The 23,483-nt window shown below is 61.4% G+C and carries 24 protein-coding genes and 1 pseudogene; 12 read left to right on the top strand and 13 right to left on the bottom strand.

All coding sequences use genetic code 11. The features are described from left to right. Nucleotides 1-20 precede the first annotated feature (20 nt). Both ACTG1P_RS09870 and ACTG1P_RS09865 read left to right on the top strand, forming a co-directional pair. On the top strand, nt 21-407 hold the full coding sequence (locus tag ACTG1P_RS09870) for a DMT family transporter (protein ID WP_021229559.1): 387 nt from the start codon (nt 21-23) through the stop codon (nt 405-407). Further along, nucleotides 404-724 (top strand): SMR family transporter, encoded by a 321-nt coding sequence (locus tag ACTG1P_RS09865; RefSeq protein ID WP_005335659.1) that lies wholly within the window; start codon nt 404-406, stop codon nt 722-724. Before ACTG1P_RS09870 ends, ACTG1P_RS09865 begins: the two co-directional genes overlap by 4 nt. Nucleotides 725-802: 78 nt before the next feature. Here ACTG1P_RS09865 and gloA2 read toward each other — a convergent pair whose 3' ends face one another. The 3 genes from gloA2 to hrpB all read right to left on the bottom strand — a co-directional run bounded on the left by gloA2 (nt 803) and on the right by hrpB (nt 6,102). Beyond that, on the bottom strand, nt 803-1,204 hold the full coding sequence (gene gloA2, locus ACTG1P_RS09860; RefSeq protein ID WP_440001161.1) for an SMU1112c/YaeR family gloxylase I-like metalloprotein: 402 nt from the start codon (nt 1,202-1,204) through the stop codon (nt 803-805). 58 nt (nt 1,205-1,262) lie between these two features. Further along, entirely contained in the window at nt 1,263-3,581 is a 2,319-nt protein-coding gene (gene mrcB, locus ACTG1P_RS09855; protein WP_042052390.1) for a penicillin-binding protein 1B, read from the bottom strand. A gap of 73 nt (nt 3,582-3,654) precedes the next feature. Then, nucleotides 3,655-6,102: an ATP-dependent helicase HrpB gene (gene hrpB, locus ACTG1P_RS09850; RefSeq protein WP_440001160.1), complete on the bottom strand. Its 2,448-nt coding sequence runs from the start codon at nt 6,100-6,102 to the stop codon at nt 3,655-3,657. A gap of 177 nt (nt 6,103-6,279) precedes the next feature. Between hrpB and thpR the strand changes: the two genes are divergently transcribed. The 9 genes and pseudogenes from thpR (at nt 6,280) to ACTG1P_RS09805 (ending at nt 14,657) form a co-directional block, all read left to right on the top strand. After that, nucleotides 6,280-6,828 (top strand): RNA 2',3'-cyclic phosphodiesterase, encoded by a 549-nt coding sequence (gene thpR, locus ACTG1P_RS09845; protein WP_440001159.1) that lies wholly within the window; start codon nt 6,280-6,282, stop codon nt 6,826-6,828. Further along, the gene (gene sfsA, locus ACTG1P_RS09840) at nt 6,818-7,561 is read left to right on the top strand and encodes a DNA/RNA nuclease SfsA (protein ID WP_019444756.1); all 744 of its coding nucleotides are present in this window, start codon (nt 6,818-6,820) and stop codon (nt 7,559-7,561) included. The genes thpR and sfsA overlap by 11 nt, the downstream gene beginning before the upstream one ends. Before the next feature lie 119 nt (nt 7,562-7,680). After that, nucleotides 7,681-8,130 (top strand): RNA polymerase-binding protein DksA, encoded by a 450-nt coding sequence (gene dksA, locus ACTG1P_RS09835; RefSeq protein ID WP_005335644.1) that lies wholly within the window; start codon nt 7,681-7,683, stop codon nt 8,128-8,130. A gap of 111 nt (nt 8,131-8,241) precedes the next feature. Continuing rightward, a complete protein-coding gene (gene gluQRS, locus ACTG1P_RS09830; protein ID WP_440001158.1) occupies nt 8,242-9,150 on the top strand; it encodes a tRNA glutamyl-Q(34) synthetase GluQRS in 909 nt (302 codons plus the stop codon). A gap of 168 nt (nt 9,151-9,318) precedes the next feature. Next, nucleotides 9,319-10,785 carry a polynucleotide adenylyltransferase PcnB gene (pcnB, locus tag ACTG1P_RS09825; protein WP_440001157.1) on the top strand — a complete coding sequence of 489 codons (1,467 nt, stop codon included), beginning with the start codon at nt 9,319-9,321 and terminating at the stop codon, nt 10,783-10,785. An 11-nt stretch (nt 10,786-10,796) separates the two neighbouring features. Then, on the top strand, nt 10,797-11,306 hold the full coding sequence (folK, locus tag ACTG1P_RS09820; protein ID WP_005354659.1) for a 2-amino-4-hydroxy-6-hydroxymethyldihydropteridine diphosphokinase: 510 nt from the start codon (nt 10,797-10,799) through the stop codon (nt 11,304-11,306). Further along, nucleotides 11,303-12,096 (top strand): annotated as a pseudogene (panB, locus tag ACTG1P_RS09815) (3-methyl-2-oxobutanoate hydroxymethyltransferase). The gene folK and the pseudogene panB overlap by 4 nt, the downstream one beginning before the upstream one ends. 201 nt (nt 12,097-12,297) lie before the next feature. Then, nucleotides 12,298-13,152 carry a pantoate--beta-alanine ligase gene (gene panC, locus ACTG1P_RS09810; protein WP_440001156.1) on the top strand — a complete coding sequence of 285 codons (855 nt, stop codon included), beginning with the start codon at nt 12,298-12,300 and terminating at the stop codon, nt 13,150-13,152. Nucleotides 13,153-13,295: 143 nt separating this feature from the next. Next, entirely contained in the window at nt 13,296-14,657 is a 1,362-nt protein-coding gene (locus ACTG1P_RS09805; RefSeq protein ID WP_440001155.1) for a cation:dicarboxylate symporter family transporter, read from the top strand. Nucleotides 14,658-14,736: 79 nt separating this feature from the next. On the opposite strand, the gene ACTG1P_RS09800 is transcribed toward ACTG1P_RS09805, so the two are convergent. From ACTG1P_RS09800 to hpt, 8 genes are all read right to left on the bottom strand, one after another. Next, complete coding sequence (locus tag ACTG1P_RS09800) at nt 14,737-15,264, bottom strand: rhodanese-like domain-containing protein (protein WP_440001154.1); 528 nt, start codon at nt 15,262-15,264, stop codon at nt 14,737-14,739. A gap of 4 nt (nt 15,265-15,268) precedes the next feature. Continuing rightward, nucleotides 15,269-15,688 (bottom strand): MauE/DoxX family redox-associated membrane protein, encoded by a 420-nt coding sequence (locus ACTG1P_RS09795; RefSeq protein ID WP_440001153.1) that lies wholly within the window; start codon nt 15,686-15,688, stop codon nt 15,269-15,271. Nucleotides 15,689-15,702: 14 nt separating this feature from the next. Then, on the bottom strand, nt 15,703-16,011 hold the full coding sequence (locus ACTG1P_RS09790; RefSeq protein ID WP_440001152.1) for a DUF3343 domain-containing protein: 309 nt from the start codon (nt 16,009-16,011) through the stop codon (nt 15,703-15,705). Further along, on the bottom strand, nt 16,008-16,790 hold the full coding sequence (locus ACTG1P_RS09785; RefSeq protein WP_440001150.1) for an acyl-CoA dehydratase activase: 783 nt from the start codon (nt 16,788-16,790) through the stop codon (nt 16,008-16,010). The genes ACTG1P_RS09790 and ACTG1P_RS09785 overlap by 4 nt, the downstream gene beginning before the upstream one ends. A gap of 9 nt (nt 16,791-16,799) precedes the next feature. Continuing rightward, nucleotides 16,800-17,951, bottom strand: a complete 1,152-nt coding sequence (locus ACTG1P_RS09780; RefSeq protein WP_440001149.1) for a double-cubane-cluster-containing anaerobic reductase — start codon at nt 17,949-17,951, stop codon at nt 16,800-16,802. Between the two features lie 225 nt (nt 17,952-18,176). After that, entirely contained in the window at nt 18,177-18,950 is a 774-nt protein-coding gene (locus ACTG1P_RS09775) for an ABC transporter permease (protein ID WP_440001148.1), read from the bottom strand. Further along, nucleotides 18,947-19,864, bottom strand: a complete 918-nt coding sequence (locus ACTG1P_RS09770; protein ID WP_005354634.1) for an ABC transporter ATP-binding protein — start codon at nt 19,862-19,864, stop codon at nt 18,947-18,949. The genes ACTG1P_RS09775 and ACTG1P_RS09770 overlap by 4 nt, the downstream gene beginning before the upstream one ends. Before the next feature lie 111 nt (nt 19,865-19,975). Then, nucleotides 19,976-20,506, bottom strand: coding sequence for a hypoxanthine phosphoribosyltransferase (gene hpt, locus ACTG1P_RS09765; RefSeq protein ID WP_005335618.1), 531 nt, complete (start codon nt 20,504-20,506; stop codon nt 19,976-19,978). Between the two features lie 201 nt (nt 20,507-20,707). Between hpt and ACTG1P_RS09760 the strand changes: the two genes are divergently transcribed. After that, nucleotides 20,708-21,322: a TetR/AcrR family transcriptional regulator gene (locus ACTG1P_RS09760; RefSeq protein WP_005362858.1), complete on the top strand. Its 615-nt coding sequence runs from the start codon at nt 20,708-20,710 to the stop codon at nt 21,320-21,322. Nucleotides 21,323-21,394: 72 nt separating this feature from the next. Here the strand turns inward: ACTG1P_RS09760 and ACTG1P_RS09755 are convergent, their stop codons facing one another. Together ACTG1P_RS09755 and mpl are read right to left on the bottom strand one after the other, a co-directional pair. Then, complete coding sequence (locus ACTG1P_RS09755) at nt 21,395-22,006, bottom strand: flavin prenyltransferase UbiX (protein ID WP_440001147.1); 612 nt, start codon at nt 22,004-22,006, stop codon at nt 21,395-21,397. Further along, nucleotides 22,003-23,373, bottom strand: coding sequence for a UDP-N-acetylmuramate:L-alanyl-gamma-D-glutamyl-meso-diaminopimelate ligase (mpl, locus tag ACTG1P_RS09750; protein ID WP_440001146.1), 1,371 nt, complete (start codon nt 23,371-23,373; stop codon nt 22,003-22,005). The genes ACTG1P_RS09755 and mpl overlap by 4 nt, the downstream gene beginning before the upstream one ends. Nucleotides 23,374-23,483 lie beyond the last annotated feature (110 nt).

Below are 23,483 nucleotides of genomic sequence, written 5' to 3'. Positions count from 1 at the left end.
AAGCAACAAAGGCATCTTATATGTTATTAAGTCGTATGTTTCTGGCCCGGCTGTTTTTGACCGGCGCCATCGTGACCGAGGTCGCCGGTACCTCCAGCATGGCCATGATCCCCGAGCAGGGGGCTGGTTGGATGAATTACATCCCGATGTGGCTGTTGATCGGTTTCTCGTACTGGTTGCTGGCGAAAGCCGCCAAAACAATCTCCATTGGTATTGCGTTTGCGCTCTGGGAGGGGCTCGGGATCACCTTGATCACCATAGTGTCGGTCATGTTCCTTGGTTACGATGTGACCGTTCAGGAGCTGATTGGCCTGGCTCTCGCGATAGTGGGGATTGTTATGGTGACCATGGGGGAGACCCATGATGAGCCCGCAGACAAGTCAGTAGACGCGGAGGCCACAGCATGAGTCCGTTTGTGATTGTACTGGGTGCCGCACTGATCGATATCGGCGCCAACATGGCCATCAACCGCTCCAAGGGTTTTCGTTACAAGGGGTGGGGCTTCCTGGGGATCATGCTGGTACTCGGCGCCTTTACCCTGCTCTCGGAAGCGGTAAGTGGCGGCCAGATTGACCTGGCTGTTGCCTACGCCACCTGGGGGGCTATCGGCATCGTCGGTACGGCGCTGGGCGGTTTGCTCTTCTTTGGTGAGCGGCTCAAGCCCATCGGCTGGGCTGGCATGATGGTGATGGCGCTGGCTGTCGTTATGCTGACTACCGCCTGATAAGCTGAAGCAATAAGAAAAGCCGCCCGGTAGCAACCGGGCGGCTTTTGTTTGGCTGATTGCTTGGTCGATGCAGGCTCAGCGCGGCGCTTCGTAGAGCTCCAGTGGCAGGCCGTCGGGGTCGGCGAAGAAGGTAAAGCGCTTGCCGGTCAGCTCGTCCACCCGTACCGGCTCTACCTCGACCCGATGGGCCAGCAGGTGGGCGATGACCAGGTCAAGATCGCTGACCCGAAAGGCGAGATGGCGCAGGCCGCACGCCTCGGGCTTGGAGGGGCGCTCGGGTGGCGAGGGGAAGCTGAACAGCTCCAGCTGGCTGCCGTCCGGCAGGGCCAGATCCAGTTTCCACGACTGGCGCGCCTCGCGCAGGGTCTCGGCGATGATGGGCAGCCCCAGCACCTCGTGGTAGAAGTGGCGCGAGCGTGGGTAATCGCTGGCGATAATGGCCACATGGTGGATGGCGTCAAACAGCGGAAAGGTCATGGTGTTTCCTTCTCAGCAGCATAGTGAACGGGCAGCCTGCGCTGCCCGTGTCGTTGATCTAGTTAAAGAAACCGCCGAACCAGTCATCCAGCGCACTGCGTGGTGTCGCACTGCTAGCGCAACCGGCCGGGGAGCCCATGGTGGAGGCTTTGGCCGGCACCTGCAGGCTGCCCGGGCAGTCGCTGGTGACGCGGGTGCCGCTGGCGCGGGAGAAGTTGGCCCAGGTGACCCCTTCCGGCATCTTCAATCCCAGACTGTTGACGCCGCGTTGGCTCATGTAGCCGCTAAAGAGTTGCAGAGCACCGCTGGCACCGGTCAAGCCCGCCGGGGTGTTGTCGTCGCGACCGACCCAGATACTGACCAGTTCGTTGTTGTCCATCCCGGCAAACCAGGAGTCGCGCAGCTCGTTGGTGGTGCCTGTCTTGGCCGCCATGGTGGCGCCGGGGAACTTGGCACTGAGCGCGCGGGCCGTGCCCTGACTCACCGTCTTGGTCATGGCGAACAGGGTCAGCCAGCTTGCCTGCTGGTCGGTGACCCGCTTGGCGGTCTGATCATGCTGATAGAGCAGGCTGCCATCCCCGTTGACTACGGCGCGAATGGCCGACAACGGCTGGGTGAGCCCCTGATTGGCGATGGGCAGATACATCTGGTTCACCTCCAGCGGGGAGAGGGCCACCGCCCCCAGCACCAGCGATGGGTAGGGCTGGATCTCCTGCTGGACTCCCAGCTTGTGCAGGGTGTCGACTACCTTCTCCAGCCCCACCTGCAGACCCAGATTGACGGTCGGCACGTTGAGGGAGCTGGCCAACGCATCCATCAGCGGCACGCTCTGGCGGAACTTGCGATCGTAGTTCTGCGGCGTCCAGACCTGACCATCCTGACCGCGAATGCGGATCGGCTGATCTTTGAGCGGGGTTGCCAGGGTCAGGCCGTTGGAGAGGCCGGTGAGGTAGACTGCCGGTTTCACCAGCGAGCCGATCTGGCGGCGGGCATCCAGCGCTCGGTTGAACCCAGCGTAGCGGGGATCCCGGCCACCGACCAGTGCTACCACTTCGCCCTTGTGCCAGTCGGAGACCACCATGGCCGCCTCCAGCTTTTTCTTGCCGCGCAGTTTCTCGATATCGGCGAGGCCCGATTCGACCGCCCGCTCGGCCGCGTGCTGGGCGATGGGGTCGAGACTGGTGAAGATCTTCAGGCCAGACTGCTTGAGCAGATCGGCGCCGAAGCGGCTCTGGATCTCTCGCTTGAGCAGCCCCATAAAGGCCGGGGTGCGGCCATAACTCATCTGGCCGCGGGCGATGATGCCGAGGGGCTGGCGGCTGGCCAGCTCATATTCGGCCTGAGTCAGGCTGCCGTGATCCATCAGCAGCTTCAGCACCAGATCACGGCGGGTCTTGGCACGCTCCGGGAAGCGCCATGGGTCGTAATAGGAGGGGCCTTTCACCAGACCGACCAGCAGGGCGACCTGATCGATATCCAGCTCGTTGACCGGAATACCGAAGTAGAAGTAGGAAGCGAGGCCAAAACCGTAGACCCCTTGCGAGAAGTTCTGCCCCAGATAGACTTCGTTGAGGTAGGACTCCAGGATCTCGTCCTTGCTATAGCGATAGTCGATCAGCACCGCCATATAGGCTTCCTGCAGCTTTCGCCACAGGCTGCGTTCACGGGTCAGGAAGAAGTTTTTGGCCAGCTGCTGGGTCAGGGTACTGCCCCCCTGCACGGTGCGACCCGCGATCAGGTTGGCGAACATGGCGCGCATGATGGCCACTGGCGAGACGCCGCCATGCTGGTAGAAGTCGCGATCTTCGGTGGTGAGCAGGGTCACCAGCAGGCTGTCGGGCACTTCGGCGATACGCACCAGCAGGCGATCTTCCCGATCTTCGGTATTGAGGCGATCGAGCAGCACCGGGTCCATCTGGGCGTAACCGAGCTGGCGCTGGTTCTCCAGCGACTGGATCCCCTCAAGGCGCGGGCCGTTGAAGGTGAGGCGCAGGCCGCGGGCTCCATCGGCGCCATCATAGAACTCGAACGGACGGCGAATCAGCTCGATGCGATTGCCATTGATGGTGTATTCACCCGGCGTGTGAGGCTGGCGCACCTGCTTGTAGCTCAGCATGTTGAGCTCGCGCAGCATCTGGTCCCGCGACAGGCGCTGGCTGGGGTAGAGCTCCAGCGGACGGCTGTAGACCATCACCGGCAGCTGCCACTTCTCGCCATCGAAGCGCTCGCGCACCTTGGTATCGAGGTAGATGCCAAACACCACCATAAAGGCCGCCACCACCAGGGAGAGCTTGAAGCCAAGCCAGAACAGCTTGCGCCAGATGGTGCGTTTGGGCGCTGCCTTCTTGGGGGCACGCTTGCGTCGTTGGGTTGCCATAAATCCTCTTTGCTTTCCTTTCTACTTGTTATGTCGCATTCGCGAACGTTCGAGCGGGATTAACCCGTCGAACCTAGATGCCCATCTTCTTCTTGGTGACTCTGGTCGGCATCGCCTCCAGCGGATTATCCGGCCAGTAGTGGCGGGGATAGCGCCCCTTCATCTCTTTTTTCACCTGCTCGTAAGAGCCTGCCCAGAAGGCGGCCAGATCGGCGGTGATCTGCAGCGGTCGCTGGGCGGGGGAGAGCAGCTCCACTACCAGCGGCACCCGGCCATCGGCCACGCAAGGGGTCGAGCCTTGCCCGAACATCTCCTGAATGCGTACCGGGATCACCGGTGCCTGCCCTGGCTGATAGCGGATCCGCACCCGGCTGCCGGTGGGCGCTGCAAAGTGGCTCGGCAGCGCCTCGTCCAGCCGTTTGGGCAACGGCCAGGGCAGGGATTGGCGCAGGATGTCGCTCATATTGAGCTTCTTCAGCTGCTCCAGCCGGGTCATACCGCTCACCGCTGGCAGCAGCCACTGTTCCAGCGTGGCCAGCAGGCTCTCGTCATCCATGGCTGGCCACCCCTCATCGGGCAGCCAGTCGCGGGCGCAGCGCAGACGGGCCAGCAGCCCTTCGCTGCTCTCGTCCCACGGCAGCACATGCAGCCCCTTGCGGCGAATGCCTTGCAGCAGGCAGCGCCCTTTCTGCTCGTCAGAGAGTTCGGTCAGCGGCCGCTGGCTCAGCACCAGCTCGCCGATCACCTGCTGGCGTTCGGCGCGCACCCGCTCCTCGCGCTCGTCCCAGTCGAACCACTGGCGCTCGCTCACCAGCTCCGGCAGCAGACGCGCCAGCTCGTCCAGCTCGACCGGTTCGGCGATAAAGATGCGGCTGCCGCGATCGTTCTGCCCCATCTCGATGGCGATAAGGGCGGCTTGTCCCTGACAGGGATGACCTTCTACCAGATCGCAGCTCACCCCACCACTGAGTTGATAACGACTGCCGCTACGCAGTTTACCGATGCGATCCGGCCAGGCGAGGGCGCAGAGTAGCCCCAGCCACGGACCCTGCGCATTGGCTGGGCGCACGCCAAGCCGTTCAAACCAGCGGGCAGCGTTCTGGCGGAGGGCGCTTTGACGGCGGTGGAACAGCACAGAGAGGCGCTCCGATCCTCGCAGATCTTCTTCCTGCAGCGCCACCAGATATGCGGCATCGGCGACAATCCCTGTCAGACCCTCGGACTCCAGCTCGCGGGCGCGCAGCAGCATGCGGGCGAGGCGAGGGTGGGTACCGAAGGCGGCCATGGCGCGGCCAGCGGCAGTAAGTTGTTGCTCACCCTCCGGCTTCATGGCGCCAAGGGCCACCAGCAGCCGCTGGGCGCTGGCCACCGCAGCGGCAGGAGGCATGTCCAGCAGTGGCAGATCCTCCACCTTTGCCCCCCACTGGGCGGCGTCCAACAGCAGGCCGGTCAGCTCCTGAGTGAGGATGTCGGGTGGGCTCTGCTCGGCGAGCCGCTCCTGCACCTCGCTGCTCCAGAGCCGGTAGCAGACGCCGGGGCCGAGACGACCGGCGCGGCCTGCCCGCTGGGTGGCGGAGGATTTGGCTATCTGGCGGGTCTCCAGTCGGGTGACGCCGCTTTTCAGATCAAAGGAAGCCCGTCGTTCCAGCCCGCTATCGATCACCACCGAAATCCCCTCGATGGTGAGGGAGGTCTCCGCCACATTGGTGGTGAGCACCAGCTTACGGCGGCCAGCAGGTGCCGGCTCGATGGCCGCTTGCTGCGCCGCCATGTCGAGGCGGCCGTAGAGGGGGGCGAGGGTCACGTCGTCCGGCAGTTTGTCTGCCAACCATTGGGCCAGCCGCTCGATCTCACCCTGTCCGGGCAGAAAGACCAGCAGGCTGCCATCTTGAGCGGCCAGCGCTTCGAGTACCACGGCGCCGACCTGCGGCTCCAGCCACTGCTGGCGATTGGCGGGGCGGTAGTGGTAGTCGATGGGGAAACCGCGCCCTTCGGAGCGAACCACAGGGGCATCCGGCAACAAGGTCTCGAGTGCCATGCCATCCAGGGTTGCGGACATCACCAGTAGCTTGAGGTCATCGCGTAATCCCTGCTGGCTCTCGATGGCGAAGGCCAGCGCGGTATCGGCGTGCAGACTGCGTTCATGGAACTCATCGAAGATGACCAGCGAAACGCCAGTAAGCTCGGGATCCTGCTGCAACATCCGGGTCAGTACGCCTTCGGTGACGATCTCGAGCCGGGTCGCTGAGCTGGTGCGGCTCTCGCCACGTACCCGCAGGCCGATGCGTTCGCCCACCTTCTCCCCCAGCTGGCGCGCCAGAAAAGTAGCGATATTGCGCGCAGCCAGCCGCCTTGGTTCCAGCATGATGATGCGGCCGGGCAGCCGGTTCTGACGCACCAGCTCCAGCGGCAGCAGGGTCGATTTGCCTGCGCCTGGGGGCGCCTGCAGGATCACGCTAGTGTGGCTGTCGAGGGCGGCAAAGAGTTCGGGCAATACCGAAACGATGGGGAGCTGGGACAAAGCGATGAGCACCTTCTGTAGCAACCGGTAAAACGGCGCCTATTCTGCCACAGCCACCCGCGCCACCGTGAGTGGATGTGCGCAGATGGCTACTCGGGCGGGAGGTGGCAAGACATGGCCGAATGGCTGCCATAGAATGGGCCCATCCAATGAGCGTGAAAAAGGCATTATCACCACATGGCCAAACTCTTTTTTGCCCTGCCCGTCAAGGAGCTCGCCTCCGAGCTCATCGCCTGGCGCGATCAGCTTCCCTGGCTCGGTCAGCCGGTGCCGCAAGCCAACCTCCACCTGACCCTGGCATTTCTGGGTGAGGCGGACGAGTTGACTACCCGCCGCCTGATCGCCGCCGTAGAGCGTCAGCACTGTCCGCCGCTCTCCATCAGGCTGGATGAGACCGGCTGGTTCAGCCGGGCCAAGGCAGCCTGGATTGGCCCGAAAGAGTGGCCCAACGAGCTGACCGTGCTGGCAAAAGCGCTGCGCCGCCACGGCGAGAAGCTGCGTCTTGGCAATGGCGAGCAGGGTTATCGCCCCCATGTCACCCTGTCACGCAAGGCGGTTGAGGCACCGGCCATCCAGCTTGCTCCCAATTTTCTGCTGCAGGCCGATGAGTTCTGCCTCTATCAATCCATCTCGACCCCGGACGGGGTACGCTACGAGCCGCTTGCCTGCTGGCCGCTGCGTGCCCGGGTAAAAGAAGACGTGCGGAGGCTAACCCGTGATCTTTGATCCCCCCCTTCAATCGGGCCAGCTGGTGGCCCGCTACAAGCGCTTTCTGACCGATGTGCAACTCGATAACGGTGAGGTCATCACTATCCACTGCGCCAATACCGGTGCCATGACCGGTTGTGCCGATCCGGGCACCCGGGTCTGGTACTCCACCTCCGATAACCCCAAGCGCAAGCTGCCCAACAGCTGGGAGATCGCCGAGAGCCCGGCGGGCCACTTTATCTGCGTCAACACGGCGCGCGCCAACCAGATCGCCCGGGAGTTGATCGAGCAGGAGGCCATCGCCCCGCTGGCGGGTTACAGCCGGTTGCGCACCGAGGTGAAGTATGGCGAAGAGAACAGTCGCATCGATCTGTTGCTGGAAGATGACGAGAAGGGCAATTGTTACATCGAGGTAAAATCGGTCACCCTGCTCGACGAGCGGGAGGAGGCTGGCATGGGCTATTTCCCCGATGCGGTCACCGCCCGTGGAGCCAAGCATTTGCGCGAGTTGATGGCGATGAAAGCGGCGGGCCACAGGGCCGTGTTGCTCTTTATGGTGCTGCACTCCGGAATAAGTCGGATGCGCCCTGCAACCCATATAGATCCGCACTATAGTCTGCTAATTGAGCAGGCAATCGCGGCGGGGGTTGAAATTTTATGCTATCGGCCCCATGTTGGGGTGCAAGGCATGGTGGCTCAAGGGTTTATCCCGTTTGAATCTGGTCACCTGTTACCCGAGGGGAGTGCATAAATATTGGAGTGGGTAACATTATTGGTACGGCTTGTTTGCTTACCCGTTACCCTTCTGCTATAGATGTCGCCCTCAATTTATGGATGGCACGGGTAGCGTGCTGAATTAGGAGACAGGGCATGCCAACAGGCGAAAACAGGAAATCTCTGGGCCCCCTGGCCATTGCGGGTGTCGCGCCTTACCAGGAAAAGCCGGGTGAGGAGTACATGAATGACCAACAAAAGGCGCATTTTCGCAAGATCCTGGGTGCCTGGCGCAACCAACTGATGCAGGAAGTTGATCGTACCGTCGACCATATGAAAGACGAGGCTGCCAACTTCCCGGATCCCGTGGATCGTGCCGCGCAAGAAGAAGAGTTCGCTCTTGAACTGCGTACCCGCGACCGTGAACGCAAGCTGATCAAGAAGATCGAGAAGACCTTGCAGCTGCTTGAAGACGATGATTTCGGTTACTGCGAACACTGCGGTATCGAGATCGGTATCCGTCGTCTGGAAGCCCGTCCGACTGCCGACCTCTGTGTCGATTGCAAGACGCTGGCCGAGATCAAGGAAAAACAGATGGCCGGTTGATCCCGACCCTCTGGTATATGAAAAAGGGAGCTCGCGAGCTCCCTTTTTTATTGAGCTTTTGGCGGTCGCGCCCCAGAATGCAGCCTCAATGAATCGCTTACCCGAACAGTCATGCCAGTGAATTCCCCGTCTTCACCCCTTGTGCGCCCCTATGTCGGCCGCTTTGCCCCCTCACCCTCAGGCCCGCTTCATTTCGGTTCGCTGATCGCCGCCCTTGGCAGCTTTTTGCAGGCCAGAGCGCAGCAGGGACGCTGGTTGGTACGCATCGAAGATATCGATCCGCCGCGGGAGATGGCGGGGGCTGCCGACCTTATTCTCAAAACCCTTGAGGCATACGGTCTCGAGTGGGATGGGGAGGTGATGTTCCAGAGCGCGCGCCATGGCCGTTATGACGAGATCATCGACCAGCTCTATCGGGCGGGGGATCTCTACTGGTGTCGCTGTACCCGGCGCGAAATTATGGCCGCGGGCGGTTTCTACAGCGGCCACTGCCGCACCCTCGGGCTTGCGGCCGAAGGTTGCGCCGCCCGGCTGCGCCAGCACCATCCGGTCTACCACTTCGACGATCGCTTGCAGGGCCATATCGCGGTACCAGCGGCGCTCGCCGAGGAGGATTTCATCATCCGTCGCCGCGATGGGCTCTACGCCTACAACCTGGCGGTGGTGGTGGATGATATGGACAGCGGCATCACCGAGATAGTGCGCGGCGCCGATCTGCTGGAGCCGACAGTGCGTCAGATTGCCCTTTATCAGACGCTGGGGGCGCCGGTGCCCGACTGGGTGCATCTGCCGCTGGCGGTGCTGGCAGATGGCAACAAGCTCTCCAAGCAGAACCATGCGCCGGCCCTGGCGCTCGATGAGGTGCGACCGGCCCTGTGGCAGGCGCTGCACTTCCTTGGCCAGTGCCCGCCGCTCGAGCTGATGGCAAGCCGGATCGACGAGATCATCGAATGGGGCATCGCCAACTGGCAGCTCGAACGGGTGCCAGCCAGCGAGAAGATCCCGCTAGCGGATTGCTGAGTCGACCAGGTGATTTTTGTTTGATTGAGCGTAAATTGCCGCTGTTGATTGTGATTTTACCGGGATGATCCGTTTCAAACGGGATCAATTGTCAGCACGGTTTTTCATTTGTGCAGGCGTGAGCTATGATAGGCCGCTATTTTTTGGCCTCCCGTCAATTTAGAAGTCATGAAGAGGTGTACCATTTTTTCCCAGATCGCAAACTTTTGCCGCAAGGTGCTCGGCAAGGAAGACTGCGAGCAGTCGGTGGAATCCCCCATTCCAGCCCGTGTCGCCGGTCAACGTCGTACCTTAAGCCGTGATCAGCACCCTATTTCGCGCAAAGAGATCAGCGAGAATGCACTCAAGGTGCTCTATCGCCTGAACAAAGGGGGCTATGAGGCCTACCTGGTCGGCGGCGGAGTCCGGGATCTGCTGCTCGGGAAGACGCCCAAGGATTTCGACATCGCAACCGATGCGACGCCGGAGCAGATCAAGGCGCTGTTCAGCAACTGCCGCCTGATTGGCCGTCGTTTCCGCCTGGCCCACATTGTCTTTGGTCGTGACGTGATCGAAGTGGCCACCTTCCGGGGTCACCACCATCAGGTCAATACCAGCAAACATGTGTCGGCTCAGTCTGATGAAGGCATGCTGCTGCGCGACAACGTCTACGGCACCATCGAAGAGGATGCCGAGCGCCGCGACTTTACCGTCAACGCCCTCTACTACAGCGCCAAAGATTTCACCCTGCACGATTTCGAAGGGGGTCTGGAAGATCTGGCCGAGCGCAAGCTTGAGCTGATCGGCGATCCCGAGACCCGTTATCGTGAAGATCCGGTGCGGATGCTGCGCGCCGTGCGCTTCGCCGCCAAGCTGGATATGACTATCAGTCCGCGTACCGCTGCCCCCATCAAGGAGCTGGCGCCACTGCTGCAAGACATCCCTGCAGCCCGCCTGTTTGAGGAGACCCTCAAGCTGTTCTTGGCTGGCGACGGTCTGGCGACTTACAAACTGCTGCGCGAGTATGGCCTGTTCCAACAGCTCTTCCCGCAAGTAGCGGCGTTGTTTACCCCGCACGGTAACTCGCCCTACGAGCAGTTTATCGAGCTGGCGCTGATCGATACCGACACCCGCGTTCGTGAAGATAAGCGCGTCACTCCCGCCTTCCTCTACGCCACCCTGCTGTGGGGCTGCGTTGAGGCCCGTGGTCGGGTGCTGGAAAACGAGAGCGGCCTGCCCTGGTATGACGCCTTCATGCTGGCGATCAACGAGGTGCTGGACAATCAGGTGCGGATCATCGCCGTTCCCCGCCGTTTCACCACAGATGTCCGCGACATCTGGGCACTGCAACAGCGTCTGACCCGTCGTCAGGGCAAGCACCCCGAGCGCGCCATGGAGCATCCCAAGTTCCGCGCGGCGTTCGACTTCCTGTTGCTGCGCAACCGGGTCGAACGCGGTCTCGGCGAGCTGGCCAGCTGGTGGGAGCGCTATGTTGCCTCCAATCCGGATGTGCGCCCGCAACTGCAGCGTGAAGCGACCCGTCGCCCGGCCAGCGGTGAACGCGGCGAGGCTCGTAGCCACGATGGTGAGAAGCGCAGCAGCAACAGCCGCAACCGTCGTCGCCCCCGTCGCCGCAAACCGAAAGTGGCCGAGTGACAACAGACGTGATGACCGAGGTCTTCATCGCCATTGGTTCCAACCTGTCTGATCCGCTGGGTCAGGCTCGTCGCGCCGTTGCCGCGTTGGCAAGGTTGCCGGAATCTGTGCTGGTGGAGGCCTCGTCGTTTTACAGCAGCCGCCCCATGGGGCCTGCTGACCAACCGGACTACGTTAATGCCGTGGCCCGGCTCAATACCCGGCTCGCGCCCCTTGCGCTGCTGGATCAATTACAAAAAATCGAGCTGGAACAGGGACGTGTGCGCAAAGATGAGCGGTGGGGGCCGAGAACCCTGGATCTCGATCTGCTGCTCTATGGGGATCAGGTGATCAACCATGAGCGCCTGATCGTACCCCACTACGGCATGAAGGAGCGGGAGTTCGTGCTGCTGCCCCTTGCCGAAATTGCGCCTGCTCTGGTGCTGCCCTGCGGCACCCCGCTCGCCCGACTGGTTGCCCGCTGCCCGCACAATGATTTGGCCATCATTGCCCCGCGTGCAGACGTACAGGAGCCTCTATGAGCAAGATCACCACCGCCAGCCTGTTGAAGATGAAGCAGGAAGGTCAAAAGTTCACCGCCATCACCGCCTATGATGCCACCTTTGCCAAGCTGTTCGACGACGAGGGGGCCCACGTGCTGCTCATCGGCGATTCGCTGGGCATGGTGCTGCAAGGGGGTCAGGATACTCTGGCGGTCAACATGGATGAGATGGTCTATCACACCCGCTGTGTGGCGCGCGGTGCCAGCAAGGCACTGGTGGTCGCCGACATGCCGTTCATGAGCTACGCCACCCCCGAGCAGACTTACCAGAATGCCGCCCGCCTGATGGCGGCGGGTGCCCGCATGGTGAAGATGGAAGGGGGCGACTGGCTGTGTGACTCCATCCGCCACCTCACCCGCAACGGGGGCCGGTGTGCGGTCACCTCGGCCTCACTCCGCAATCCGTTCATGTCTTTGGTGGCTTCAAGGTGCAGGGGCGTGACGAGTTTCAGGCACAAGAGATCTACCGCCAGGCCCTCGAACTGCAAGCGGCCGGTATCCAGCTGCTGGTGCTCGAGTGTGTGCCCACTGCGCTGGCCGAGCGCATCACCAGGGCGCTGCGCATCCCGGTGATCGGCATTGGTGCCGGCCCCGCGACCGATGGTCAGATTTTGGTGATGCACGATGCCTTTGGCGTCACCTCCGGCTATGTGCCCAAGTTCACCAAGAACTTCCTGGCCGAGACCGGCGATGTGCGTGCCGCCATCCGCCTCTATGTCCAGCAGGTGAGCGAGGGGAGCTTCCCCGGCCCGGAGCACTGCTTCAACTGATCCTGGCGGTTGCATGATGGGGGCTGCGGCCCCCGTCTCTGCTTGTCAGCCTCGCACAGTTAATCTGTATAGCTAATGCGTATCTTATTGATTCATCTAAAGGTGAACTGCTGATAGCCATGTTCGTGCCCCATCCCGCCCGAGCGCTATCTGTGGATGCAACCCGTCTCTCTTTTTGATTTATCGGAAGGTGAACTGCTGATGTTGGTCGTAAATAATCCCGTCGTTCTGCGTGAGCAGATCAGCCAATGGCGCCGTGAAGGGCGTGCCATCGCATTCGTGCCCACCATGGGCAATCTGCATCAGGGGCACCTGACGCTGGTGAAGGAGGCGCACGCCCACGCCGAGAAGGTGGTGGTCAGCATCTTCGTCAACCCGATGCAGTTCGACAAGGCCGAGGATCTTGCCAACTATCCGCGCACTCTGGAGCAAGATTGCGCCGCGCTGGAGGCGGCCGGTGTCGATATGGTGTTCACCCCGACCCCGGAGATCATGTATCCGCAGGGGCTGGCCAGCCAGACCTTCGTCGAGGTGCCGGGTCTCTCCAATCTGCTGGAGGGGGCACTGCGCCCGGGTCACTTCCGCGGGGTCAGCACTGTCGTTACCAAGCTGTTCAATCTGGTACAGCCGGATGTGGCCTGTTTTGGCCAGAAGGATTACCAGCAGCTGGCGCTTATTCGCAAGATGGTGGCCGACATGGCGATGCCCATCGAGATCGTCGGCGTGCCCACCGTGCGGGCCGAAGACGGGCTGGCGCTCTCCTCGCGCAACGGCTACCTGACAGCCGCCGAGCGGGCCATTGCACCCGAGCTGGCGCGCACCATGAACTGGATCGCCGAGCAGATTGAAGCGGGTGATCACCACCTGCCCTCCTTGGTGGCGCAGGCCAGCCAGCGTCTCGACAACGCCGGTTTTCGTACCGATGCCATCGACATCGTCGATGCCGCCAACCTCGAAGCTGCTACCAACCAGAGCGAGCAGCTGGTGATCCTGATGGCTGCTTATCTCGGCAAGGCCCGTCTTATCGACAACCGCGTCGTCACCGTAAAGAAGTAATTCCCCCGATTGTCAGCGGACGCCTTCCCGGGCGTCCGCTGCTTTTTCACGCCTGCCATTTGGCGTTTTCCCTCGCGACTCTGCTCGCACCCGCTGTTTTCTCTCTCCACAATCGGCCCTGATGGCCACTACAGGTATTCATGATGTTTGTCCTGATTGCATCGCTTGTTTTCTGTCTGCTCTGTTTTGTTCTCACCCGGTTGCCCACCGGTTTGCCGCTCTCGCGCAAGGTACTTGCAGGTCTGCTGCTTGGCGCCCTGTTCGGGCTGGCGCTGCAACTGGGTTGGGGCGCCGATGATGCCGGCGTTCAGCAGACCCTGGAGTGGGTCAATATCGTCGGCGGTGGCTATGTCAGCCTGCTCAAGGTGGTGATGATGCCGCTGGTGTTCACCTCGATCCTCTCCGCCATCAACAAGCTGGAGCAGGCCCAGTCCCTCGGCAAGATCAGCGCCGTGCTGATCGGCTCCATGCTGACCTTGGTGATGATCGCCGGTGTGGTAGGGATGAGCATTACCCACCTGAGCGGCCTTACTGCCACCGGGCTGTTGAGCCACGGCAGCGACGCGGCAGCCCTGCAACAGAGCATGAGCACCATCGACAGTGCCCAGACCCTGCCGGCTCTGCTGCTCTCGCTGGTGCCCACCAACTTTGCTGCTGATATGGCGGGTAGTCGCGGCCTCTCGGTGATCGGGGTGGTGATCTTCACCGTGCTGGCCGGGGTTGCCCTGCTGCAGATGAAGGCGGAGCATCCGCAGGCGGGGGCTCGCGCCGCCGTGGCCATCGACACTCTGCAACTGTGGGTGATGAAGATGGTGCGGGTGGTGATTGCGCTCACCCCCTATGGCGTGATGGCGCTGATCGCCCGGGTGGTGGCCCACTATCCGTTGAGCGAGATCCTCAGCCTGCTCGGCTTTATTCTGGTCTGCTACGTCGCCATTCTGGCGATGTTTGCGGTACACATGGTGATCCTGCTGCTGATCGGCCAGAACCCGCTGCACTATCTGCGGGAGGTGTGGGGCGTGCTCACCTTCGCCTTTATCTCCCGCAGCAGCGCCGCCTCCATCCCGCTCAGCATCGAGACCCAGCAACGTCTTGGCGTGCCCGCCAGCATCGCCAACTTCGCCGCCTCATTCGGTGCCAATCTGGGTCAGAACGGCTGCGCCGGCATCTACCCGGCCATGATGGTGGCGATGATCGCCCCCATGCTCGGCATCAACCCGTTTGATCCCCTGTTTCTGCTGACTCTGCTGCCGGTCATTGCGCTCGGCTCCATCGGGGTGGCTGGCGTTGGCGGCGGAGGCACTTTCGCCGCGCTGATTGTGCTCTCCACCCTCAACTTCCCCATCGCGCTGGTGGGGGTGATGATCGCCATCGAGCCACTGGTGGACATGGGTCGTACCACCCTCAACGTCAACGGCTCCATCATGGCGGCGATGATCACCAAACGGTTGCTGGGCAAGCAGCTGGCCAACGTGGAGACGGTGCAGACGCAGGCAGCCAGTTAACTCCAAGTGTTGCCCAATATGAAAGAAGCCCGCAGTTGCGGGCTTCTTTATGTCGGCTGTGTTGCCTTGTGAGCAGGGATTACTCGGCAGAGACGGGGTAACCGGCTCCTTTCCAGGCGAAGATGCCGCCCGGCACCCGATAGACCTGTTGATAGCCCTGATTGACCGCCCAGGCGGCGGCGTTGTGGCTGCGGCCGCACTTGACGAAACCGCAGTAGATCACCACCGGGCGAGCTTTGTCTTCACCCAAGAGCGCCTGGAACTGCTCCGGCGTCCCGTTCCCCTCGACAATCTCGCTCCAGTTGTCGCCGAACTTGGCCTCTTTCACAAAGACAAAGTTCTTGGCGCCCGGGATGTGCTCCTTCTTGTAGGAGTCCTCATAGGGCATGGTGTCGATGATCACCAGCTCCTCGCCCTTGTCCATCCGGGTCTTCAGCTCGGCCACGGTCAGCAGCTGATAGCCTCCTTGCTGTGTCTCTTGTGCCAGTTGCACCGCCGACTGCTCCAGCTTCACCTCCTGCTCGAACTGGTTATCGCCACAGCCACCGAGGGCAAAGCTGGCGGCGATCAGCGAGGCCAGCAGGGTGCGGGATCGCAATGTCATCATGTCACTACTCCTTTAGAACGGGAAAAACGGGACGGGAAGTTCGCAGTAGGACGCCCGCAAGCGTCAGTAGCAGCAGATCCCGCAGGATGGCCTCTGGCAGCGAACTGAGATCAGCCTTGCCAAGACAGCCGCAAGAGATGTCGAGCCCGATGGCAACGCCATAGCCCAACACCGGAATAAACAGGGCGAGCAGCCCGATCACCAGCCACAATCCCCAGCGCCGGTTGGCGATGACCGCGAGCCCGGCGCAGAGCTCAAGGGCGATCAGCCCCCAGGCGGTGAACGGGATCAGCGGCGGCCAGATCAGCCCGAAGGCCGCGATCTGTTCGACAAACAGGGCGGGGGAGACCAGCTTGAACCCGGCCGAGGCGACGAAAAATCCCCCCAGCGCCAGCCTGGCCAGCATGCGCAGATAAACAGCCATGGGATAGCTCTTTATCATCCATGACTCCGACTGCCAACTACTGGAGTTTGCTTCGCCATGTCCGGGCTATCGGCCGGATAGTGGGCCAGTTTCTGATAGTCGCCGTCCGCTTCGCAGCGAAAGACGGCAGCGGTTTCGCCGCGCTGGCACCACTGCTGCCACTCATCTGGCGGGCAGTGGAGGCGAATGGCGAGGCCACAGCCGGCGCTGAGCAGGCGCGGCACGTCGCAGACCCGAAACGACTGGTCGTGCTGCTCCAGCCGCTTGCGCATCCTGACCGTGCCGAGGGTGGAGTGGAACAGGTAGAGAAACTCCTGATTCATGATTTGCCTCCCGTGCTGGCGCGCGCGCCGAACAGGGCGGCCCCCAGCGCACCGGCAAACTGGGCGTCCGGGTGAGTGGACACTTCGCAGCCCAACCCTTCGGCTAGATAGTGGCGGAAGGTGGCGCAGTGGCTGACGCCACCGGTAAAGAGTACGCTCGGTCGGGCGCCGAGGCGGCCGATAAAGTTGGCACTGCGCCGGGCCATGGAGCGGACGATACCGGCCAGGATTGACTCGGCCGGAATGCCCGCCGAGCGCAGGCTGATCGCCTCCGATTCGGCAAACACGGTACACATGCTGCTGATGTCGTGGGGCTCGGCCTCTTGCAGCAGTTCGTCAAGCTGCTCGACCCGAGCTCCCAGAGTGCGGGTGATCACCTCGAGAAAGCGGCCGGTACCGGCGGCGCACTTGTCGTTCATCAGAAAGTCGGTGAGGTTCCCCTCGCTATCGAGCTGGATCACCTTGCTGTCCTGCCCGCCGATGTCGATGACGGTGTGTACCGACGGGCAGAGCAGACGAGCCCCCAGCCCGTGGCAGGAGATCTCGGTAACCCGGCGATCGGCGAACGACGCCAGATCGCGGCCATAGCCGGTCAGGGTCAGGTGGGGGCGCTCTGGCAAATCGGCCGAGAGCTCCTCCCAGCCTTGCTCGATGGCAGCCAGCGGACGAAAGGGGGTCGGCACCAGAAAACGGCGGACGATACGCCCGCCATCCTTGTGGTCGAACAGGATCCCCTTGGTCGCGGTGGAGCCCGAGTCAATCCCGATGGATAGTGACACTGCGCCTCCTCACAGCATTTCGATAAAGGCGGCCAGCCGGGTGGCCAGTTGTCCCTTGTCGGCGCTGGAGTAGTCGGTCTCGACTGCCATGTAGGGGATACCGTGGAGTTCGCGCACATGGCGCTTGATGGCGAGCGACTCCACCGCATAGGTGTGGCAAGCCTGCAGGATCACATCGATCACTCCGTCCGCCTGATACTCCTCCACCATCTGGCTCAGCAGATTCATGCGTTGGTGGTTGGGGGAGATGCAGGAGCAGCCGATGGCCAGATACTTGTCGGTCAGCGCATCGAACGGGTCGCCCTCTTCGCTGACGCACTGCTCGGTCGCTTTGGCGCCCGTGCAGTTCTCGTAACCCACCACCCAACCACCGTGCTCCTCGATGAGGCGCACTACCTTGTCGGCCGCGCCGCCGATGGGGCAGCCGGTGATGAGGATGCGCGGGCGGGCATCGAGCCGCTTGCCCTCGGCATACTCGGCCTTGATGCGGCGGGTCATCTCCTGCAGCTCGCTGATGAGCTGCTCCTTGTCGAAGCGGAAGGTGGCACCATAGACCACCTTGAGGATGTCGGTGCCGCTCAGCGCCGGCGGGTTGAGCTGACCCAGCCGGTAGAAATCGGCCAGCGCGCGGCGCTCGCGGTTTTTCAGCACGATGGCCTCTCGCAGCGCCTGCTCGCTGATGGGCTTGCCGAACTGCTGCTCCAACAACTCCTTAATGCGGACGATTTCGCTGCGCCACAGGGTGCGGGAGGCTTCGTCATCGGCGCGGTTGGGCAACTGCATCACGTGCACCGGTTTGAACTCGGCCATGTACTCGTACATCTTCTTCTTGCCGTCGCAGGTGGTTTCCCCCACCACCAGATCGGAGAAGTAGAAGTAGGGGCACTTGTCGGTCTTGCCGAAACCATAGCTGCTCTTGATCAGCGGGCAGAGGTTGCGGGGCAGGTCTTTCTCGGCCTCCTCGATGGTCTCATCGCTGGTGGAGCAGAGCGATACCACCACCGCGCCGGCGGCCATCGCCACCTCCTGCGGCATAAAGGTGCAGTAGGTGCCAACCAGGGGGATCTGTCGCTCCTTGAGTGTCATTACAGCCAGAAAGCCCTGACGACGGGCATCTGAAAAACTATCGAATATGGCTGGCAACTCGGTGATAAGTGACATAGGCGATCCTGCCCTGATGAGAAAAAGAAGAGACGGAGGGCCTCCATTGTGCAGACCTTCCAACCGCGGGAATTATACCTTTGGGGGTAATCTGAAAATTGCGGTGGATCACAAGGTGTCAGGTAAATCCTTAATGACAGGCAGGTTATTGAGAAGGGTGCTGGCAGGTTGAAGGGGCTACAGGGGGAATAAAAAACGGGCACCGCGAGGTGCCCGTTTTGGCAATCAGTGGCGCAGGCCTGTGCCGCGGGAGATGAGCCACCAGGCGATACCGTAGAGGGCCACGATAAAGCCGATGATGATGAGGTAGGCGGTGACGAGCGGAACGTCGGAGATGCCGAGGAAGCCGTAACGGAACGCGTTCACCATGTAGATGATGGGATTCACCTGGGAGACCCCCTGCCAGAAGGGGGGCAGCAGGCTGATGGAGTAGAACACTCCGCCCAGATAGGTGAGGGGTGTCAGCACGAAGGTGGGGATGATGCTGATGTCGTCGAAGGTCTTGGCAAACACCGCGTTGATAAGGCCACCCAACGAGAAGAGGATAGCGGTGAGCAGCACGGTGAAGCAGACGCTGAACAGATGGTGGATCTGCAGCGGCACGAAGAACAGCGACACCAGGGTGACGATGAGGCCGACACAGAGGCCGCGCGCCACGCCACCGCCCACGTAGCCGGCGATGATGACGTAGTTGGGTACCGGCGCGACCAGCATCTCCTCGATATTGCGCTGGAACTTGGCGCTGAAGAAGGAGGAGGCAACGTTGGAGTAGGAGTTGGTGATCACCGACATCATGATGAGGCCGGGCACGATGAACTCCATGTAGCTGAAGCCGCCCATGTCACCGATGCGTGAACCGATCAGGTTGCCGAAGATGACGAAGTAGAGGCTCATGGTGATGGCCGGTGGCACCAGGGTCTGGATCCAGATGCGGGTAAAGCGGCTCACCTCTTTGGCCAGAATGCTCTTGAAGGCGATGTAGTAGATGGCCAGATTCATGCTTTTCTCCCCTCTTCGACCAGATTGACGAACAGCTCTTCCAGCCGGTTTGCCTTGTTGCGCATGCTCACAACCTGAACCTGCTGGTTCGACAGCTGCTCGAACAGGCTGTTGAGTGACTGGCTCTTGTCGAGATCCACCTCAAGGGTACGCTCATCCGGCATGCGGCCGTTGAACTCTGGCACCTCAGGTACGGCAGAACCTGGCGCAAGGTCGAGCAGGAAGGTCTCGCGACCCAGCTTGCCCAGCAGATTCTTCATGCTGGTGTTCTCGATCAGGCGACCCTTGTCGATGATGCCGATGTTGCGGCAGAGCATCTCGGCCTCTTCCAGATAGTGGGTGGTGAGGATGATGGTGACGCCCTGCTCGTTGAGATCCTTGAGGAAGGTCCACATGGAGCGGCGGATCTCGATATCGACCCCGGCGGTCGGTTCGTCGAGGATCAGCAGCTTGGGCTCGTGCATCAGGGCGCGGGCGATCATCAGGCGACGCTTCATGCCGCCGGAGAGGGTGCGGGCAGGCATGTCGCGCTTCTCCCACAGATCGAGCTGGCGCAGGTACTTCTCGGCGCGGATCTTGGCTTCCGCCTTGGGCACGCCGTAGAAACCGGCCTGATGGGTGACAATCTGGATCACCTTCTCGAACTGGCTGAAGTTGAACTCCTGCGGCACCAGTCCGAGCTGAGCCTTGGCCTGTTCGAGATCGCTGTCGATGTCGTAGCCAAACACCTTCACCTTGCCGGCGCTCTTGTTCACCAGCGAGCTGATGACGCCGATGGTGGTGGACTTGCCCGCGCCGTTCGGGCCGAGCAGGGCGAAGAAATCCCCCTGCCTGACGGTAAGATCGATGCCTTTAAGGGCTTCGACGCCCCCCTGATAGGTCTTTTTCAGGCCGCTGATTTCCAGTGCGTTCATTGCAACCTCTGTGATGGTTGAATCCGGCTCGATACAGAAAAGGCGGCCAAGGCCGCCTGCACAGAGTAAAGGGCGCAAGGCCGCTTCACCCGTGATATTCCTGAACCTGGCTTACTCCTGAGGTACCACTTTGCCGATAAACGGCAGGTTGCGGTACTTCTGGGCGTAGTCGATGCCGCAGCCGACCACGAATTCGTCCGGGATGGCGAAGCCAATCCAGTCGACCGGCACCTGCACTTCGCGGCGGGAGGGTTTGTCCAGCAGGGTGCAGATGGCGAGGGATTTCGGCTCGCGCAGGGAGAGGATCTCGCGCACCTTGTTGAGGGTGTAACCGGTGTCGATGATGTCTTCCACGATCACCACATCCTTGCCCTTGATGTCGTCGTCCAGGTCTTTGAGGATGCGGACGTCACGGGTGCTGTGCATGCCGGAGCCGTAGCTGGAGGCGGTCATGAAGTCCAGGGTGATGGGCAGCTGGCACTGGCGGCAGAGGTCGGCCAGGAAGATACAGGAACCGCGCAGCAGCGCAATCATCACGACTTCGTCAGAACCCTGATAGCGGGCGGTGATCTCTTCACCCAATTTGGCGATCCGGGCGGCTACTTCAGCCTCGGAGATCATCACCTCGACGGTGTGTTTCATCACTTACTCCCATAAGGCCAAAGGGGATTTGGCCGTTCATGAATATCAAAACCGATGATTCTACCACTCATGTTGAAGGGTGCTAGAGATACGTGGTGCTTTTATCGGCTTATTTTAATTGATAGAGTTAGCAGGCACTCAGGCATGATTAGTTAAAATACTATAAACACCATAATCAATAACTATTAGATGATAAAAACTATGGAACCACGCGCAGAAATAAGACGTCGTACCCGGCTGTCGCCGGAAGCTCGTCGCTCCCAATTGATGGAATGTGCCATCGAGGTGTTCTCCCGTCGCGGCATTGGCCGTGCAGGTCACGCCGAGATAGCCGAACAGGCCAAGGTCTCTGTGGCTACCGTCTTCAACTATTTCAACACCCGCGAGGAGTTGGTAGATGAGGTGCTGGCCGAGATCGAACGCTTTGTGAACCAAATGCTGTCGCAGGCATACGGTGACCAGGGCTCCATTTTCGACAAGATCCAGCGTCATGTACGCCTCTCTGTCGATGCCGCCTACGATCAACCGGATTATGCCGGTATCTGGCTGGAGTGGAGCTCATCGGTTCGGGAAGAGGTATGGCCCCGCTATACCCGGCTGCTCGATCAGTGCCTTGAGCTGATCGCCAGCGAGCTGCAAACCGCCATGGATGCAGGGGAGATCACCAGCGTGCTGTCAGCACAGGATCTGGCCCGCTCTTTGACCGGTTTTGGCTATGTGATGATGCAGATGATCAATCAACCTCAGCGCCCGGCGCGCCAAGAGGTGACTGATTTCCTGTTCAAGTACGTGACGGCGCCAATTCAGGCTCGCTAACACGGCTTAACGAAAAAACGGCGTCACTCATTGAGTTGCGCCGTTTTTTTATAGCCGGATGTGGCAGTCACCTCAATGCTGGCCATAGCCCCAGCGGTGGGTCAGCTCATGCTCGACACCGAAATGATCGAGGATGCGGGCGACCATAAAGTCCACCAGATCGGCGATGCTTTTCGGCTCATGATAGAAACCGGGCGCGGCAGGCATGATGGTCACCCCGAGCCGCGCAAGTTTCAGCATGTTCTCCAGATGGATCGCCGAGAAGGGGGTTTCGCGGGGCACCAGGATCAGCTGGCCGCGCTCCTTGATCACCACGTCCGCTGCCCGTTCCAGCAGGTTGTCCGAGGTGCCGTTGGCAATGGCCGAGACGGTGCCCATGGAGCAGGGGCAGACCACCATCTGCTTGGGCGCTGCCGAGCCCGAAGCAACCGGTGAGAACCACTCCTCCTTGCCGCAGGCGACAATCTGCCCCTCCTTGGCGCCATATTGGCGACAAAGATAGGCAGAGAGCTCTTTCGGTGAGCCGGGCCAATCCTGCTGCTGCTCGGTCTTGAGTACCACACGAGCCGCCGAGGAGGCGAGCAGGTAGACCCGATAGTCCGCCTGCACCAGACACTGGAGCAGGCGCAGGGCGTAGGGTGCGCCGGAGGCGCCGGTCAGCGCCAGGGTGATCGCTTTGTTCATAGTTCGCCGTGGTAATCCTTGAGGCGGGCGATCAGCTTGTCATGAATGCCACCGAAGCCGCCGTTGCTCATGATCAGAATATGGTCGCCATCGCGGCTCTCGGCCACCATCCGATTGATCAGGGTCTCCAGATCGTTGAATACCTTGGCCGGACGGGTCATATGGGCCGTCACCTCGCCGAGATCCCAGCCGATGTTGGGCGGCTGGAAGAAGAACACTTCATCGGCGCCATCGAAGCAGCCAGCCAGCTCCTCCTTGTGAACCCCCAGCTTCATGGTGTTGGAGCGTGGCTCCAGCACCGCCAGAATGCGGGCCTCGCCCACTTTGGCGCGCAGGCCGCCGAGGGTAGTCTCGATGGCGGTGGGGTGGTGGGCGAAGTCGTCATAGACGCTGATGCCCGCTACCTCACCCTTGAGCTCCATCCGCCGCTTGGGGGATTTGAACTGGCAGAGGGCGGCGATGCCGTGCTCCACCATCACGCCGGCATGACGGGCGGCGGCAATGGCCATCAGGCCGTTGTTGACGTTGTGCTCGCCGATGCACTCCCAGTGCACCTCACCCTGTTTTTCGCCATCCAGCCACACTTCGAAGGCGGAGCCGTCATCGGCCAGCTTGACCGCCTTCCACTTGGCGTCGTCCTGACCTACCAGCTCCACTTCGCTCCAGCAGCCCATCTTGCGTACGGCGGTGAGGTTGTCATCGGCTTGCGGGAACAGCACCCGGCCGTTGCTCGGCACGGTGCGCATCAGGTGGTGGAATTGGCGCTGGATGGCGGCGAGATCCGGGAAGATGTCCGCGTGGTCGAACTCCAGATTGTTCATCACCAGGGTGCGCGGATGGTAGTGGACGAACTTGGAGCGCTTGTCGAAGAAGGCGCAGTCATACTCGTCTGCTTCGATGACGAAGAAGGGGGCGGAGCCGAGACGGGCGGAGACCGGGAAGTTGCCCGGCACGCCGCCGATCAGGAAACCGGGCTCCAGTTTGGCGTACTCCAGCACCCAGGCCAGCATGCTGGCGGTGGTGGTCTTGCCGTGGGTGCCGGCAACGGCCAGCACCCAGCGATCCTGCAGCACGTGCTCCAGCAGCCACTGGGGGCCGGAGATGTAGGGCAAATTGCGGTCCAGCACATATTCAACACAGGGGTTGCCGCGGCTCATGGCGTTGCCGATCACCACCAGATCCGGCGCCGGATCGAGTTGGGAGGGGTCATAGCCTTCGGTCAGTTCGATGCCCTGTTGCTCGAGCTGGGTGCTCATGGGGGGATAGACGTTGGCATCCGAACCGGTCACCCGGTAACCAAGCTGTTTTGCCAACACCGCCAGACCACCCATAAAGGTGCCGCAGATCCCGAGAATGTGAATATGCATACCGCTTCCTTTCGCAGTAAAGGGAAGTGCGCATTCTAGGGGGTGTTGCGGTGGTGGCACAAGCCGCACTCATGGTGAGAAGCCCACAGATGCAGCACCGGAGGCAGAAA

The organism is Aeromonas sp. 11P, assembly GCF_051920165.1.
Taxonomy (GTDB): domain Bacteria; phylum Pseudomonadota; class Gammaproteobacteria; order Enterobacterales; family Aeromonadaceae; genus Aeromonas; species Aeromonas veronii.
The sequence above is the reverse complement of the archived record's forward strand: the minus strand, read 5'-3'. Positions and strand labels throughout refer to the sequence as shown.

What these genes read in the sequence shown, in the direction of transcription:
- ACTG1P_RS09805 (WP_440001155.1), top strand. Translation starts at nt 13,296, where the DNA reads ATGTTTGTCCTGATTGCATCGCTTGTTTTCTGTCTGCTCTGTTTTGTT.
- ACTG1P_RS09790 (WP_440001152.1), bottom strand. Translation starts at nt 16,011, where the DNA reads ATGAATCAGGAGTTTCTCTACCTGTTCCACTCCACCCTCGGCACGGTC.
- mpl (WP_440001146.1), bottom strand. Translation starts at nt 23,373, where the DNA reads ATGCATATTCACATTCTCGGGATCTGCGGCACCTTTATGGGTGGTCTG.
- ACTG1P_RS09865 (WP_005335659.1), top strand. Translation starts at nt 404, where the DNA reads ATGAGTCCGTTTGTGATTGTACTGGGTGCCGCACTGATCGATATCGGC.
- gluQRS (WP_440001158.1), top strand. Translation starts at nt 8,242, where the DNA reads ATGCCAGTGAATTCCCCGTCTTCACCCCTTGTGCGCCCCTATGTCGGC.
- dksA (WP_005335644.1), top strand. Translation starts at nt 7,681, where the DNA reads ATGCCAACAGGCGAAAACAGGAAATCTCTGGGCCCCCTGGCCATTGCG.
- ACTG1P_RS09755 (WP_440001147.1), bottom strand. Translation starts at nt 22,006, where the DNA reads ATGAACAAAGCGATCACCCTGGCGCTGACCGGCGCCTCCGGCGCACCC.
- ACTG1P_RS09800 (WP_440001154.1), bottom strand. Translation starts at nt 15,264, where the DNA reads ATGATGACATTGCGATCCCGCACCCTGCTGGCCTCGCTGATCGCCGCC.
- ACTG1P_RS09770 (WP_005354634.1), bottom strand. Translation starts at nt 19,864, where the DNA reads ATGAACGCACTGGAAATCAGCGGCCTGAAAAAGACCTATCAGGGGGGC.
- ACTG1P_RS09775 (WP_440001148.1), bottom strand. Translation starts at nt 18,950, where the DNA reads ATGAATCTGGCCATCTACTACATCGCCTTCAAGAGCATTCTGGCCAAA.
- mrcB (WP_042052390.1), bottom strand. Translation starts at nt 3,581, where the DNA reads ATGGCAACCCAACGACGCAAGCGTGCCCCCAAGAAGGCAGCGCCCAAA.
- ACTG1P_RS09870 (WP_021229559.1), top strand. Translation starts at nt 21, where the DNA reads ATGTTATTAAGTCGTATGTTTCTGGCCCGGCTGTTTTTGACCGGCGCC.
- ACTG1P_RS09760 (WP_005362858.1), top strand. Translation starts at nt 20,708, where the DNA reads ATGGAACCACGCGCAGAAATAAGACGTCGTACCCGGCTGTCGCCGGAA.
- pcnB (WP_440001157.1), top strand. Translation starts at nt 9,319, where the DNA reads ATGAAGAGGTGTACCATTTTTTCCCAGATCGCAAACTTTTGCCGCAAG.
- panC (WP_440001156.1), top strand. Translation starts at nt 12,298, where the DNA reads ATGTTGGTCGTAAATAATCCCGTCGTTCTGCGTGAGCAGATCAGCCAA.
- hpt (WP_005335618.1), bottom strand. Translation starts at nt 20,506, where the DNA reads ATGAAACACACCGTCGAGGTGATGATCTCCGAGGCTGAAGTAGCCGCC.
- folK (WP_005354659.1), top strand. Translation starts at nt 10,797, where the DNA reads ATGACCGAGGTCTTCATCGCCATTGGTTCCAACCTGTCTGATCCGCTG.
- thpR (WP_440001159.1), top strand. Translation starts at nt 6,280, where the DNA reads ATGGCCAAACTCTTTTTTGCCCTGCCCGTCAAGGAGCTCGCCTCCGAG.
- gloA2 (WP_440001161.1), bottom strand. Translation starts at nt 1,204, where the DNA reads ATGACCTTTCCGCTGTTTGACGCCATCCACCATGTGGCCATTATCGCC.
- ACTG1P_RS09780 (WP_440001149.1), bottom strand. Translation starts at nt 17,951, where the DNA reads ATGTCACTTATCACCGAGTTGCCAGCCATATTCGATAGTTTTTCAGAT.
- ACTG1P_RS09795 (WP_440001153.1), bottom strand. Translation starts at nt 15,688, where the DNA reads ATGGCTGTTTATCTGCGCATGCTGGCCAGGCTGGCGCTGGGGGGATTT.